The 15473-nt window shown below is 45.0% G+C and carries 14 protein-coding genes; all 14 read left to right on the top strand.

Translation table 11 applies throughout. From position 1 onward, the window contains the following. The first annotated feature begins 8 nt into the window (after positions 1-8). The 14 genes from NAF17_RS03190 (at position 9) to NAF17_RS03255 (ending at position 15390) form a co-directional block, all read left to right on the top strand. Positions 9-563, top strand: coding sequence for a gluconate 2-dehydrogenase subunit 3 family protein (locus NAF17_RS03190; protein WP_252756532.1), 555 nt, complete (start codon positions 9-11; stop codon positions 561-563). After that, the gene (locus tag NAF17_RS03195; protein WP_252756533.1) at positions 563-2278 is read left to right on the top strand and encodes a GMC oxidoreductase; all 1716 of its coding nucleotides are present in this window, start codon (positions 563-565) and stop codon (positions 2276-2278) included. The genes NAF17_RS03190 and NAF17_RS03195 overlap by 1 nt, the downstream gene beginning before the upstream one ends. A gap of 179 nt (positions 2279-2457) precedes the next feature. Continuing rightward, complete coding sequence (locus NAF17_RS03200) at positions 2458-4137, top strand: GMC oxidoreductase (protein ID WP_252756534.1); 1680 nt, start codon at positions 2458-2460, stop codon at positions 4135-4137. Positions 4138-4159: 22 nt separating this feature from the next. Beyond that, positions 4160-5599, top strand: a complete 1440-nt coding sequence (locus NAF17_RS03205) for a Gfo/Idh/MocA family protein (RefSeq protein ID WP_252756535.1) — start codon at positions 4160-4162, stop codon at positions 5597-5599. 43 nt (positions 5600-5642) lie between these two features. Further along, complete coding sequence (locus NAF17_RS03210; protein ID WP_252756536.1) at positions 5643-6215, top strand: gluconate 2-dehydrogenase subunit 3 family protein; 573 nt, start codon at positions 5643-5645, stop codon at positions 6213-6215. 123 nt (positions 6216-6338) lie between these two features. Further along, positions 6339-7508 carry a Gfo/Idh/MocA family protein gene (locus NAF17_RS03215; RefSeq protein ID WP_252756537.1) on the top strand — a complete coding sequence of 390 codons (1170 nt, stop codon included), beginning with the start codon at positions 6339-6341 and terminating at the stop codon, positions 7506-7508. Positions 7509-7511: 3 nt separating this feature from the next. Then, positions 7512-8564: a sugar phosphate isomerase/epimerase family protein gene (locus NAF17_RS03220; protein ID WP_252756538.1), complete on the top strand. Its 1053-nt coding sequence runs from the start codon at positions 7512-7514 to the stop codon at positions 8562-8564. A 42-nt stretch (positions 8565-8606) separates the two neighbouring features. Next, entirely contained in the window at positions 8607-9041 is a 435-nt protein-coding gene (locus NAF17_RS03225) for a c-type cytochrome (protein ID WP_252756539.1), read from the top strand. A 46-nt stretch (positions 9042-9087) separates the two neighbouring features. Beyond that, positions 9088-10341, top strand: coding sequence for a nucleoside permease (locus tag NAF17_RS03230; RefSeq protein ID WP_252756540.1), 1254 nt, complete (start codon positions 9088-9090; stop codon positions 10339-10341). 2 nt (positions 10342-10343) lie between these two features. Further along, positions 10344-11228, top strand: coding sequence for a hydroxypyruvate isomerase family protein (locus tag NAF17_RS03235; protein WP_252756541.1), 885 nt, complete (start codon positions 10344-10346; stop codon positions 11226-11228). An 81-nt stretch (positions 11229-11309) separates the two neighbouring features. Continuing rightward, positions 11310-12185: a sugar phosphate isomerase/epimerase family protein gene (locus NAF17_RS03240; RefSeq protein ID WP_252756542.1), complete on the top strand. Its 876-nt coding sequence runs from the start codon at positions 11310-11312 to the stop codon at positions 12183-12185. Between the two features lie 23 nt (positions 12186-12208). Beyond that, on the top strand, positions 12209-12973 hold the full coding sequence (locus NAF17_RS03245; protein ID WP_252756543.1) for a 3-keto-disaccharide hydrolase: 765 nt from the start codon (positions 12209-12211) through the stop codon (positions 12971-12973). A gap of 150 nt (positions 12974-13123) precedes the next feature. Next, a complete protein-coding gene (locus NAF17_RS03250) occupies positions 13124-13915 on the top strand; it encodes an NIPSNAP family protein (protein ID WP_252756544.1) in 792 nt (263 codons plus the stop codon). A gap of 8 nt (positions 13916-13923) precedes the next feature. Next, on the top strand, positions 13924-15390 hold the full coding sequence (locus NAF17_RS03255) for a phytoene desaturase family protein (protein WP_252756545.1): 1467 nt from the start codon (positions 13924-13926) through the stop codon (positions 15388-15390). Positions 15391-15473 lie beyond the last annotated feature (83 nt).

Consider the following 15473-nt stretch of genomic DNA (forward strand, 5'->3'; position numbering starts at 1 on the left):
ATTTAAATATGAACCGGCGCATCGCCATCAGGAACATGGCCCTTATTTTAGGCAGCGCGGCAATTTTGCCGTCGTGCCTAACAGATAAGGGTAAACCTGTTGTACAGCTAAAAAAGCTTAAGGTAGATGCCGATCAGGAAAAAGTGGTTAACAACCTTGCCGAAACCATCCTGCCAAAAACAGATACCCCGGGTGCTGCCGAGTTAGGCATCAACCTGTTTGTTTTTAAAATGATAGATGATTGCTACGACAAAGAGCACCAGGCCGATTTTATAAAAGGCCTTTGCGATTTTGCGGATGCCGCCAAAAAACAACTCGGTAAATCGTTTAACGAAGCCACCGTTGCAGAACGCACAGCTTTTGTAAATACTGTTGATATTAACGCTAAAAACGAAAAATACAAGGATGTTACAAAGCTTACCGCTTTTTACAAAATGGTAAAAGACCAAACCGTGTTTGGTTACACTACGTCTAAATATTTTATGACGAAGCAAATAGTTTATGAATTGGTTCCGGGCAGGTACAACGCGTACTTCCCTGTTAAAAAGCTTGCAGCAGTATAATGGCAAATTTAAATATAGATAGTATTAAGGACCGTACGTTTGATGCCATTGTTATAGGCTCGGGCATGAGTGGTGGCTGGGCCGCGAAAGAATTTACCGATAAAGGCCTTAAAACCCTGGTTTTGGAGCGTGGCCGCGATGTAAAGCATTTAAAAGATTACCCAACAACAAACTTATATCCATGGGAGTTTCCGCATCATGGCGTTTTGCCCGATGATGTGCAGAAAGCAAACCCCATAGTGAACCGTTGCTATGCCTTTGGCGAGGATGCGGCCCACTTTTTTGTAAAGGATGCCGAGCACCCTTATGTGCAGGAAAAACCTTTCGACTGGATCCGCGGGTACCAAACCGGTGGTAAATCCTTGTTATGGGCACGCCAAACCCAACGTTGGAGCGAGTTTGATTTTGAAGGCCCCGCACGTGATGGTTTCGCGGTAGACTGGCCTATCCGCTACGCGGATATTGCACCATGGTACAGTTATGTAGAAAAATTCGCTGGTATCTCGGGTAACCGAGATGGCCTGGCAGAACTGCCCGATGGTGAGTTTTTACCTGCATTCCCGTTAAACGCGGTGGAGACATTCTTTAGTAACCACATTAAAAAAAATTATAAGAACAGGCACGTAATAAGCGCCCGTTGCGCACACTTATCAAAACCAAACCAGATCCACCTGGACCAGGGCAGGGGGCAATGCCAGGAGCGTATCCTTTGCCAGCGCGGCTGCCCGTTTGGCGGGTACTTTAGTGCTAACTCATCTACTATTCCATGGGCGTTACGCTCGGGGCATTGCACGTTGAGGCCGCATTCGGTTGTGGAGTCTATCATCTACGATGAGAAAAAGGGCAAGGCTACGGGCGTAAGGGTTATTGATGCCAACACCAAAGAAGCGATAGAATATTATGCCAACGTTATTTTTGTAAATGCGGCGGCTTTAAATAGTAACCTCATACTGCTTAATTCAACATCGCACCGTTTCCCTAATGGTTTGGGTAACGATAGCGGTACGTTGGGTAAATACGTAGCATTCCATAATTATTCGGCACATATAAATGCCGAGTATGACGGGGCTAAGGAATGGACCACTGATGGCCGTAACCCGGCTGGTGGTGGTTATATGCCTCGTTTCAGAAATGTTTATAAGCAGGAAACTAACTTTTTACGCGGTTACGCGGCAGGCTTTAGCGCTTATCGCTGGGAGCAGCACAGCAGCGACGGCATTGGCGAAGATCTAAAAAAGAACCTCGTTAAAAAAGACCTGAGCGGCTGGCACGTAGGCTCGCACATGATGGGCGAAACCATCCCTAAGGAAACGAACTTCGTAGCGTTAGATAAATCGCTGAAAGATCCTTTCGGAGTACCTCAATTGAGAATTTCGGTTGATTATGATGACAACGACGAGAAAATGAAAAAGGATTACGTGGAGCAGATGACAGAAATGTTTACCTCGGCCGGTTTCAAAAATATCCAGGCATCAACCGACCACCGGGCACCGGGGCTAGATATTCACGAAATGGGTGGCGTACGGATGGGTAAAGACCCAAAAACATCAATGCTTGATAAATGGCATCGCCTGCACGCTTGTTCAAACGTTTACGTTACAGATGGCGCGAGCATGACATCAACAGGCTGCCAAAATCCATCGCTTACCTACATGGCCTTTACTGCCCGCGCGGTAGACCATGCAATAGGCGAAATGAAAAAGGGGAATATATAAGCCCCACCTAAATCCTCACCCGAAAGGAACACGATAAAGCCCCTCTCTACCGAAGAAAGGTTGGGGAGAGGTTTATTGTGTATAAAAAACACAATGAAAAAAGTTTGTAAAATAATTTTTATTCATACATTAGACGGAACAACCAATTACTAAAACATTTTATTAAACGCTATACTTTTATGTCTACAAACACTTATGACGCTATTGTCATTGGTTCAGGAATTTCAGGCGGCTGGGCTGCTAAAGAACTGACCGAGAAGGGCTTAAAAACCATCATGTTGGAGCGCGGTAAAAATATCGAGCACATCAAAGATTACGTAAACGCAAACAAAGGCCCGTGGGAATTTGAACACAGGGGCGGCCGTACGCAACAAATGATTGATGATTACCCGGTATTAAAACGCGATTATCCACTAAATGAGACCAATCTGGATTTTTGGACCAACGAAAAAGAAAGTCCGTACACAGAAATTAAGCGTTTCGACTGGTTTAGGGGTTACCAGGTAGGTGGCCGTTCATTAATGTGGGGCCGTCAATCTTACCGCTGGCACGATACCGATTTTGAAGCTAACGCTAAAGACGGCATAGGTACAGACTGGCCTATCCGTTATAAAGACCTGCACGACTGGTATGGTTATGCAGAGCGCTTTGCAGGTATCTCCGGTAACAAAGATGGCGTTCCAATTCTTCCGGATGGCGATTTTATGCCGCCGATGGAAATGAACATTGTTGAAAAAGATGTTCAGAAACGTTATAAAGAGTTTTATAAAGATACCCGTCACTTTGTAATTGGCCGTACAGCCAACATCACCGTGCCGCATAACAACCGTACAAATTGCCAGTACCGTAACAAGTGTTGGTTAGGCTGTCCGTTTGGTGCGTATTTCAGTACACAATCTGCTACTTTACCGGCTGCTGTGGCAACTGGTAACTTAACCCTTCGCCCATGGTCTATCGTAACCAAGATCCTTTACGATAAAAACACCAAGAAAGCTAAAGGCGTTGAAGTATTGGATGCTGAAACCAACAAAACATATGAATTTTTCGCAAAGATAGTTTTCGTTAACGCATCGGCACTAAACAGCGCCTGGGTGTTAATGAACTCTGCTACCGACGTATGGGAAGGCGGCTTAGGCAGCAGCAGCGGCCAGCTTGGTCATAACGTGATGGACCACCACTTAGGTGTTGGTGCTGGTGGCCGTGTAGAAGGCTTTGAAGATAAATACACTTTTGGCCGCAGGGCTAATGGTATATACATACCACGTTACCGTAACTTAAATGGCGAAAAACGCGATTACATTCGTGGATTTGGTTACCAGGGTGGCGGTAGCCGCAGCGGTTGGAGCCGTGATATTGCCGAATTAAACATCGGTGGCGATTTTAAAGATGCTTTAACTGAACCGGGAAGCTGGGGATTTGGTATGGGCGGTTTTGGTGAAACATTGCCGTATCACGAAAACAAGATCACACTCGACAAAACCAACAAAGATAAATGGGGCTTGCCTATCCTGGCTTTTGATGTAGAGTGTAAAGATAACGAGCGTAAGATGCGTATCGATATGATGAACGATGCAAAAGAAATGCTGGAAAATGCAGGCGTTAAAGATGTAAAATCTTACACAACTGACCCTGTATTAGGCCGTGGTATCCACGAAATGGGTACGGCACGTATGGGCCGCGATCCAAAATCATCTGTATTGAATGGCAACAATCAGGTTTGGGATGCCAAAAACGTATTTGTTACAGATGGTGCGGCAATGGCATCGTCAGCCTGCCAAAACCCGTCGCTTACTTACATGGCGCTTACAGCCCGTGCGGTAGACTTCGCGGTAAAAGAACTTAAGAAAGGTAATATTTAACAGTATTGAAATTCGACTTACAATGACTGAAGAGAAAGAAACCATAACGAACGAGGAATCAAACCCCTCGAGAAGGAACTTTATAAAATCGGGTGCATTAGCCGCCGCGGGCTTTATGATTGTGCCACGTTTTGTATTAGGCGGAACCGGTTACACCGCACCAAGCGATATGCTTAATGTTGCAGGTGTAGGTGCCGGCGGTAAGGGCGAAAGTGATATTGCGAACTTTGCTAAAAGCGGAAAAGCTAATATTGCTTTCCTGTGCGACGTTGACGACCGTAGCGCAGCAAAATCAAGAGCGGCATTCCCCAAAGCTAAGTACTATAAGGACTGGCGCGAGATGTACGATAAAGAGCACAAGCATTTTGATGCCGTGTCTGTATCAACTCCAGATCATAACCACGCTATTATAGCTTACAATGCTATGGCGCAGGGCAAACACGTTTACGTGCAAAAACCCCTAACGCATGATATTTGGGAAGCCCGTTTATTAACGGATGCTGCCAAGAAATTTAAGGTGGTTACCCAAATGGGTAACCAGGGTGCATCAAATGATGGTACCCGTTTAATGGCCGAATGGTACGATGCAGGCCTTATTGGCGATGTGGATACTATTTACTGCTGGACTAACCGCCCGGTATGGCCGCAAGGCATCAAATGGCCCGATCCAAGCCAAAATATACCAAAAGAACTGGATTGGGACCTGTGGTTAGGTACAGCACCTAAAAAGGATTACGTTGAAAAACTTGTTCCCTTTAACTGGCGTGGCTGGTGGGATTATGGAACCGGCGCCCTTGGCGATATGGGTTGCCACCTGGTTGAAGCCCCTTTCCGTGTGTTAGGCCTTCAGTATGTTAAAGATGTACAGGCAAGTGTTGGTAGTGTTTATGTTGATTCGTTTAGGAAAGGATCGTTCCCTGAGAGCTGCCCTCCATCAAGCCATATCACGTTAACATTCCCAAAAACAGCCAAAACAAAAGGTGATGTTACCCTTCACTGGATGGATGGTGGTATCCAACCGGAAAGACCTGAAGAGCTTGGCCCTAACGAAAAATGGGGTGGCGAAGAAGGTAACGGTACGTTATTTATTGGTTCAAAAGGTAAAATGTACGCCAGTACTTATTCTGATGCGGCTACTTTGTTGCCAAAAGAGCGTACCAAAGATGCGAAGGCACCTCAAAAATACAAACGTGTACCGGGTGGCGCTAACGGCCACTACGCGCAGTGGGTAGAGGCATGTTTAGCAGGTTACGGTAAAATGGAAGTAAGCTCTCCGTTTGAAGTTGCCGGCCCGCTTACCGAGGCGTTACTGATGGCTAATTTAGCGGTACGTGGCCATGATCTTAAAGGCGGTGAATTTAAATACACATGGGATAACAATGCCATGAAGGTTACCAACTTTGATGCTGTTAACCAGTACGTTAAACGCCAATACCCTGCGGGTTTTGAGCTGAAGGCTTAGTAATAAAAAACAATTAAAATATTAACTCATAATTCTATAAAAAATGAATAGAAGAGACGCGATAAGCAGAGTTGGTTTGATACTTGGAGGAACGGTAATAGGTGCCGAGTTCTTCATATCAGGCTGTAAATCCGGAAGCAAGGTTAACACAGATGACCTTTTTTCAAAAGAAACCACCGCATATTTAAATGAGGTTGGCGAAACTATTTTACCAGAAACCAAAACCCCGGGTGCTAAAGCGGCAAACGTTGGTGGTTTTATGGCCATTATGGTACGTGATTGCTACACGGCAGCTGACCAGAAGATCTTCAATAAAGGTTTATCTCAGCTAAACGAAGCAACCGACAAAAAGTTTAAAAAGAGCTTTATGGAAGCAGACGCCAAGCAACGTACCGAGATTTTGACCGACCTTGACAAAGAAGCAAAGGAATACTCAAAAACTAAAAAACCTGAAGATCCTAACCACTACTTCACCATGATTAAACAATTAACCCTGCTGGGTTTCTTCACATCAGAAGAAGGCGCTACAAAAGCATTACGCTACGTAGCGGTACCGGGAAAATATGATGGAAACTATCCCTACAAAAAAGGGGACAGGGCCTGGGCACTTTCATAGGACATTATAAAATAAGCCTTTCCGTTCCTGCGGAAGGGCTTTTGTTTTTAATTCTAAATTTTATACTTTTAAATCCTCCCTGCTAACTTGCGGGGCAGGGCTTAAAAGTTTATCTACCATAATATGAGTAACAGAAAATTGCGCATGGGCATGATCGGGGGCGGAAAGGATGCCTTTATCGGGGCCATCCACCGTATTGCAGCCAACATGGACGGCCAAATTGATTTAGTATGCGGTGCACTAAGCATGCATGCCGATGTAGCACAGGAAAGCGGCAAACTGCTTTTTTTAGCTCCCGACAGAATTTACGACACCTATGATGATATGTTTAAAGCTGAGGCTCAAAAGCCGGCGGATGAACGTATGGACTTTGTAACCATTGTTACACCAAACTTTGCCCACTTTGCCCCGGCAATGCAGGCTTTAGAGAATGGCTTTAACGTGGTGGTAGAAAAACCCGTAACTTTTACATTAGAAGAAGCCCAGCAGCTAAAAGCTAAGGTTGAAGAAACCGGCCTGATGTTGTTACTTACTCACACTTACGCTGGTTACCCAATGGTAAAAGAGGCCAGGCAGCTTGTTAAAAGCGGTAAGCTTGGTAAAGTTAGAAAGATTTATGTTGAGTATATGCAGGGCTGGTTAAGCCGCTTGTCTGAACGTGAGGGAAATGCCGGCGCAGCATGGCGTACAGATCCTAAAAAATCGGGTAAAAGTGGATGTATGGGCGATATTGGTACACACGCAGCCCACCTTGCCGAATATATTTCAGGTTTGAAGATTACGGAGCTTAATGCTTCCTTAAATATTGTGGTTGATGGCCGTATGCTTGATGATGACGGCGCGGTACTTTTACGCTTTGAAGAAGGCGCTACAGGTACACTGATCGCATCGCAAGTTGCAGCAGGTGAGGAGAACGCCCTTAAGATCCGTGTGTACGGTGAAGAAGGTAGTTTAGAATGGGCCCAGATGGAGCCAAATACCCTAACCGTGAAATGGATAGACAAACCTGCCGAAACTTTACGCGCAGGTAGCAACTATGCCGACAGATTATCAACCTACGCTACATCAAACTGCCGCACACCGGGAGGCCACCCTGAAGGTTATTTAGAAGCTTTCGGTAACTTATACCGCAATTTCGCTTTAGCGCTTAGTGCTAAAATAGAAGGAGTGGAACCAAATGCCGAATGGCTCGATTTCCCGTCTATCGACGATGGTATCAGGGGCATGGCATTTATAAACAATGTTGTTGCATCAAACGAGAGCAACGAGAAGTGGACAAAATATACTATCTAACACATGACTACCATTAAAGGACCGGCCATATTTTTAGCCCAGTTTATTGGTGACGAAGCACCGTTTAACGATCTGAAGTCGATTTGCCAGTGGGCAGCCGGTTTAGGTTACAAAGGTGTGCAGCTGCCAACCAATGATCTGCGCTTTATCGACCTGCAAAAAGCGGCCGATAGCAAAACCTACGCCGACGAGATAAAAGGTATTGTGAACGAAGCCGGTTTAGAAATTACTGAGCTGTCTACACATTTACAAGGCCAATTAGTAGCGGTTAACCCTGCTTACGATAGCCTGTTCGACGCCTTTGCACCCGCACAGGTTAAAGGCAACCCTGCCGAAAGGCAAAAATGGGCGGTATCGCAGTTACATGCAGCAGCCAAAGCATCAAAAAACCTGGGCTTGGATGCGCACGTTACCTTTAGTGGTGCGCTTATCTGGGGCATGGTTTATCCATGGCCGCAGCGCCCCGCAGGTTTGGTTGATGCTGCTTTTGACGAGCTTGCCAAACGCTGGGAACCGATCCTGAACGTATTTGACGAGAACGGGATTGACCTTTGCTACGAGATCCACCCGGGCGAAGACCTGCATGACGGTGTGAGCTACGAAAGATTTTTGAGCAAAGTAAACAACCATAAGCGTGCTAATTTGTTATATGATCCATCGCACTTTGTATTGCAGGCGATGGATTACCTGGAATACATCGACATTTACCACGAACGCATCAAAATGTTCCACGTAAAGGATGCCGAGTTTAACCCTACGGGCAGGCAAGGTGTTTACGGTGGCTATGCCGACTGGATCGACCGCGCAGGCCGTTTCCGCTCGTTAGGAGATGGGCAGGTTGATTTTAAAGGTATCTTTAGCAAGCTAACCCAGTACGATTACAAAGGCTGGGCAGTGCTGGAGTGGGAGTGTGCCTTAAAAAACTCGGAAGATGGCGCCCGCGAAGGCGCGCAGTTCATCAAAAACCATATCATCAGGATAACAGATCGTGCCTTTGATGATTTCGCGGCATCGGGCAGCGATGACGCATTTAACAGATCACTAATTGGATTATAAATAAAACGTAATAAAAACGCTCTAAAATAAACACAACGCAAAATGAAAAAGGTATTCGTAATATTAGGTATAAGCCTGGCATTGGCAGCCTGTGGTGGCAACGCAACGCAAGGTGATAAAACGGACAGTGCAGCATCAAGCAACAACAACGCTGTAGCACAACAAAGCAACGCGGCTAACAGTACAGCAGCAAATAAAATTGGTACCGATAACAACAGCGGTACGCCGGCCAACAAAGGCGAAGCATTAATGGCAAACAGCGATTGTAACACCTGCCACAACGCGCAAAGTAAAGTTATTGGCCCTGCGCTGGTTGATATCGCCAAAAGATACAAGGAAAGCGATATTGATATGCTGGCAGGAAAAATAATAAAAGGTGGTAGCGGTAACTGGGGATCCGTTGGTATGACAGGCCACCCTGACCTGCCTTTGGCCGATGCAAAAGAAATGGTTAAGTACATCTTAACCGTAAAATAAGTAAACCAACCTAACCAATTAATTTAAACCAAAACCAAAACCAATTATGACCGTAACAACGCGCGTTAAGTTATCTACCATGATGTTCCTGGAGTTTTTTATCTGGGGTGCATGGTTTGTAACTATGGGGACGTATTTAGGCAAAACTTTGGCCGCTACAGGCGTGCAAAATGGTAATGCCTATGCCACACAATCATGGGGTGCTATTATAGCGCCTTTTATTATTGGATTAATAGCCGACAGATTTTTCTCAGCCCAAAAAGTACTGGGAATTTTGCACCTTACCGGTGCAGCTTTATTGTTTTACATCACAACACAAACGAATTTCGAAGGCTTTTTCCCAATAATATTTGCTTACATGATCGTTTACATGCCTACCCTCGCGTTGGTAAACTCGGTGTCGTTTAAACAAATGGCAAACCCAAGCAAGGAGTTTCCGCCGATACGCGTATTTGGTACATTAGGCTGGATCATAGCCGGTTTGGTAATTGGCTGGTTAGGATGGGAGCAAAGCAACTCCTTAGTATTAACTTTTAAAATGGCTGCGGGTGCATCTTTAATTTTAGGTTTACTAAGCTTTACTTTACCTGCTACACCGCCTGCAAAAAAAGGCCAAAAAGCAAGCCTTGGCGATATATTAGGCCTCGATTCTTTAGGTTTACTTAAAAACAAATCATACCTAACGTTCTTTTTGGCATCGGTTGCAATTTGTATCCCGCTGGCATTCTACTATAACTTTACAAACCCGTTCCTTAACGAAGTAGGTATGAAGGCAGCAGCCGGCGTACAATCTTTGGGTCAGGTGTCCGAGTTCTTATTTATGGCGTTAATGCCGCTGTTCTTTGTGCGCCTTGGCGTTAAAAAGATGCTGGCAGTAGGTATGCTGGCGTGGGTGATCCGTTACATCTTTTTTGCCTACGGCGATACGGGTGCAAACTACTGGATGCTAATCGCAGGTATAGTAATGCACGGTATCTGTTACGATTTCTTCTTCGTAACCGGTCAGATATATACCGATAACCTTGCAGGCGAGAAATTCAAAAGTGCTGCACAGGGTTTTATTACCTTAGCTACATACGGTGTGGGTATGCTTATCGGCTCTTACATATCGGGCCCTATAGTTGATAAATTTAAAGTATCAGCAACCGCCCACAACTGGCAAACAATATGGTTGATACCTGCGGGTATTGCGGCTGTAGTGTTAGTAGTATTCCTATTGGCATTTAAGGATACTAACCAGATCCAAACTAAACCGGGATTGGATATTCAAGAACCGGGTACCGGCAGGGTAGAAGTATAACTATGGCTAATACAAACAGAAGATCGGCTATAAAGAGTTTGCTGGCAGGGTCGGCGGTCATTGGCGCATCGGGTATGCTATCGTCTTTCAAGTCGGAACATAAAGAAGCCATGGCTGATAATTTAAAAGGAAACATTAACCATGCGGTTTGCCGCTGGTGCTATGGTGATATATCTGTAGAGCAACTTTGCGTTGCCGCGAAGGATATTGGTATAAAGGGGATAGACCTGGTTGGCCCCGAAGATTGGCCTACGCTTAAAAAGCACGGCCTGTTCTCTTCCATGTGCAATGGTGCCGAAATTAACCTTACGGATGGTTTTGGTGATACACAGTTTCACGCGCAGTTGCACAAGCAATATGCAGCCATGATCCCAAAGGTTGCGGCAGCAGGGTATAAAAACCTCATCTGCTTTAGCGGCAGCCGTAGAGGAAAAACCGATGAAGAAGGATGGAAGAACTGCGTGGAAGGGCTTAAACCAATGGTGAAACTGGCCGAGCAGCACAACGTTGTTTTGGTAATGGAGCTATTGAACAGCAAAATTGACCATAAAGATTACCAGTGTGACCATACCGCATGGGGCGCTGAACTTTGCAAACGTTTAGGATCGGAGAACTTTAAATTGCTTTACGATATCTACCACATGCAGATTGATGAAGGCGACGTTATCCGTAACATCCGCGATCATCACCAATACATTGCGCATTACCACACAGGTGGCGTACCGGGCCGTAACGAGATTGACGAAACCCAGGAACTTTTTTACCCTGCCATTATGCGCGCGGTATTAGAAGTAGGGCATAAAGGCTTTGTTGCCCAGGAGTTTATTCCTAAGCAAAAAGACAAGCTGGCATCCTTACGCAAGGCGGTACATATTTGCGATGTTTAATTTAAAAATAACTTTTTAAAGTCTCCCCTAACGGGGGAGATTTAGAGGGGCTACAATACTTACATCAACCAATTAAATATAATGACAAGCAGAAGAACATTTTTAGCGCAGGCGGGCTTAGCGTCGGCAGGTATGGTGCTTGCACCATCGTTACTATCGGCAAAAAGCGTAAATGGCGTAGGGATCCAACTATACAGCTTACGCGATCAGTTACCAAAAGATCCTAAAGGCGTATTAGCAAAAATCGCAAAAGCAGGTTACAAAGAGGTAGAAACTTTTGGCTACTCAAAACAAAACGGTTTTTGGGGCTTAAGCGCGAAAGAATTTAGCGCGGTGTTAAAAGCGAACGGCTTAAAAACACCAAGCGGCCACTACGGTATGAACGAATTTTTTGGCACCGGCAAAACAGATGAGTTTTACAGCTACATCGAAGCAGCCCATGCAACCGGCCAAACTTATATCGTTATCCCATCATTAAACCACGATTTCATCAAAACTGCTGCCGATTTTAATTCGATAGCCGACAAGATGAATAAAGCTGCCGAGGTTTGTAAAAAAGAAGGATTGAAATTAGGTTACCACAACCATAATTTTGAGTGGGAGAAAGTAGAAGGCACAACCTTTTACGATACCATCCTTGCCAAAACCGACCCTAAATTAGTAGCCATGGAAATGGATATTTATTGGGTAGTGCGTGCAGGGCATGATCCGGTTTCCATCTTTAAAAAACATCCGGGCCGTTTCGCCATGGTACACATAAAGGATATGGACAAAACCAACCCTGAATTGAACACAGAGATAGGATCGGGCAGTATTGATTTTAAAACCATTTTGGCTAAAGCAAAACTGGCGGGTATTAAACATTACCTGGTAGAACAGGAAAACTTTACCAATATCGATCCTTACAAAAGCATCGCGCAAAGTAGCGCTTACTTAAAAAACAAGCTTTACTTATAAGCCAACCATCAAATCCAAAAACTATGAAGTATAAAGTAATTTTAACTGCATTGTTAACAGGCACAGCCTATTTGGCAAATGCGCAAAGCAAACCGGAAGATACCGAAAAATGGGAGCCTGTTCCTAAAGTTGTAACGGCAGGTAAAGTAACCACAGATGCACCATCTGACGCAACCGTTTTATTTGACGGCAAAACCGGCCTTAGCGAATGGAAAGACGTTGCCAGTGGCGGCGAAGCAAAATGGGATGTTAAAGGCGATGTTTTAACCGTTAACAAACAATCTGGTAACATCGAAACCAAAAAATCATTTGGCAGTTACCAGTTACATATTGAGTGGAAAGTACCTGCAAACATCAGCGGTACAGGCCAGGCACGCGGTAACAGCGGCGTTTTCTTAGCCTCTATTGGTAAAGGTGATGACGGTTACGAACTGCAGGTTTTAGATTCGTACAACAACAAAACATACGTTAATGGTATGGCGGGTAGCATCTACAAGCAATTTATACCCCTGGCAAACCCAACCAAGCCACCGGGCGTATGGAACACTTATGATGTAATTTGGACTGCACCGACATTTGATGGTGATAAAATTAAAACCCCGGCACGTGTAACCGTATTATTTAACGGTGTGTTGGTAGAAAACAACATTGAGTTGTTAGGCCCAACGCAATACATCGGTACACCTGCTTACAGGAAAGCACATGGCCCGTCGCCAATTAAATTACAGGCGCATGGCGACAAAAGCGAACCGCTTAGTTTCCGTAATATTTGGGTTAGGGAATTATAGTCTAACCTCATAAAAATATAAGATTAGCCCACCACGAAAATGGTGGGCTTTTTGTTTAAAACGCACTAATAATATGTTCAAATAAGCAGCATGGTAAAAGATGCAAATGCGTTATTTTTGAATAAATTAGCAGTCTAAAATTAACCCATTATGCTGTTTTATAAATCCCTTTTCCGCTGTGCGGGATTGACGTTGCTTTTGGTAGTATCGTCAATGATATTAAAAGCACAATCTGCCGGTACCGGTAATTATTACGAGATAAAAGTTTACCATTTTAAAACCCCGGTGCAGGAGGGTATATTGGATAGCTATCTGAAAAACGCATACCTCCCCATGCTGCACAAAAAAGGATTTACCAATGTTGGCGTACTAAAGCCGGTAGAAACCGATACTGCCGACAGGAAGATCTATGTTTTTATCCCCTTTAAAAATTGGAAGGCCCTTGAAAAGTTCAATGCATCCGCCGAAGAACCAAATGCTTTTGCAACCAACACCCAGGATTATACAAACGCCGCTTATAACAAGGCGCCTTACAGCCGGATAGAAACCATTATCCTGACAGCCTTTGTGACCCGTCCGCATCCTTCGGCTATAAAATTAACCGGCGAACGCGCTAAACGCGTATATGAACTACGCAGTTATGAGAGCCCGACAGAAGCCTTAAACTTTAATAAAGTACGCATGTTCAATAGCGGCGAAACGGATCTGTTTGACCGCCTTAACTTCAATTCAGTATTTTATGGCAACGTTATTGCAGGTAGTAAAATGCCTAACCTGATGTACCTCACCACTTTTAACGATAAAGCGGACAGGGATAAACATTGGGATGCATTTGTAAAGGATGCGCAATGGAAGGATCTTTCGACACGTAAGGAGTTCCAAAATAGTGTTTCCAAAGCGGAGATCACATTTTTATACCCTACAGATTACTCGGACTTTTAATTTGAACGATGGTGCTTGAAAAACGAGACTTTGATGCAATTATAGTAGGCTCGGGCCCTAACGGGTTGGCTGCTGCTATACTCATGCAGCAAAAAGGCCTCAAAGTTCTACTGCTCGAAGCTAAAAGCGAGATAGGGGGTGGTTTACGCACGGCCGAACTTACCCTGCCCGGTTTTAAGCATGATATCTGCTCGGCCATTCATCCGCTGGCAGCTGCGTCGCCATTTTTGAAAACCTTGCCGCTGGCCGATTTTGGTTTGAATTATATCTATCCCGAAATTGATGCTGCCCACCCGTTAGAACACGCAAAACCCGCCATACTATGCCGGAGTATTGACTTGACCGCGCAGCATTTAGGAGAGGACGAGCAGACTTACCGCAAATTAATGGGATCAGTCACTAAAAACTGGCCTTTGATAGATGCCGATATATTAGGCCCGCTGCATTTTCCTAAACACCCACTGGCGTTGGCAAGCTTTGGGCTGGATGCCATAAAATCGGCTACCATGCTGGCAAATCAATTCAAAACCAAACAAGCAAAGGCCCTAATTGCCGGTATGGCGGCGCATGCTATTCAACCCATCACCAACCTGGCCACATCGGCAATTGCATTGGTATTGATGGCTGCGGGGCACCTGCAAGGCTGGCCTATACCTAAAGGTGGCTCTAACAGTATAGCCAACGCGCTGGCTGGCTATTTTGTATCTATAGGCGGGACTATCCAGACAGATACTTACATTAAGTCATTAGATCAGTTACCATCCACCCATGCGATATTGTTCGACATCACCCCGAAACAATTATTGGCAATAGCCGGGCATAAATTCTCATCTATTTACAAGTGGCAGTTGGAACGCTACCGCTATGGCATGGGTGTTTATAAAGTAGATTGGGCGCTTAGCGAGCAGATCCCTTTCGAGGCCGAAGAATGCCGTAGAGCCGGTACCGTTCATTTAGGTAATACCTTAAACGAGATACGCGATGCCGAGCAGCAAACATGGAACGGTAAACACCCCGATAAACCATACGTGCTGTTAGCCCAGCAAAGCTTGTATGATGATACGCGCGCGCCAAAAGGCAAGCATACCGCCTGGGCATATTGCCATGTACCCAATGGCTCCACCAAAAGTATGACAGAGATTATCCAAAGGCAAATTGAACGTTACGCACCGGGCTTTAAAGACACCATCCTTGCCAAACACACTATGGATACAACGCAGATGGAAGAGTATAACCCCAACTATATAGGCGGCGATATCAATGGCGGCGTGATAGACCTTGGCCAGCTTTTTACCCGCCCCGCATTGCGTTATTCGCCATACAAAACATCTGAAAAAGGCATGTATATTTGTTCATCATCAACCCCTCCGGGTGGTGGCGTGCATGGCATGTGCGGGTATTATGCCGCAAAAAAAGCTTTAAAGGATGTTTTTGATATTTCGGTTGGCAACCTAAACTCCACCGGGAAAGCCTAAAGGCATTTGCAGGCGAATATTATTTGCTTACTTTGCTGTATAAATATTCTTGCATTGAAAGTGTTAGATGCTGTACATCCTCA

It is taken from the genome of Mucilaginibacter aurantiaciroseus, from assembly GCF_024055595.1.
Taxonomy (GTDB): Bacteria; Bacteroidota; Bacteroidia; order Sphingobacteriales; family Sphingobacteriaceae; genus Mucilaginibacter; species Mucilaginibacter aurantiaciroseus.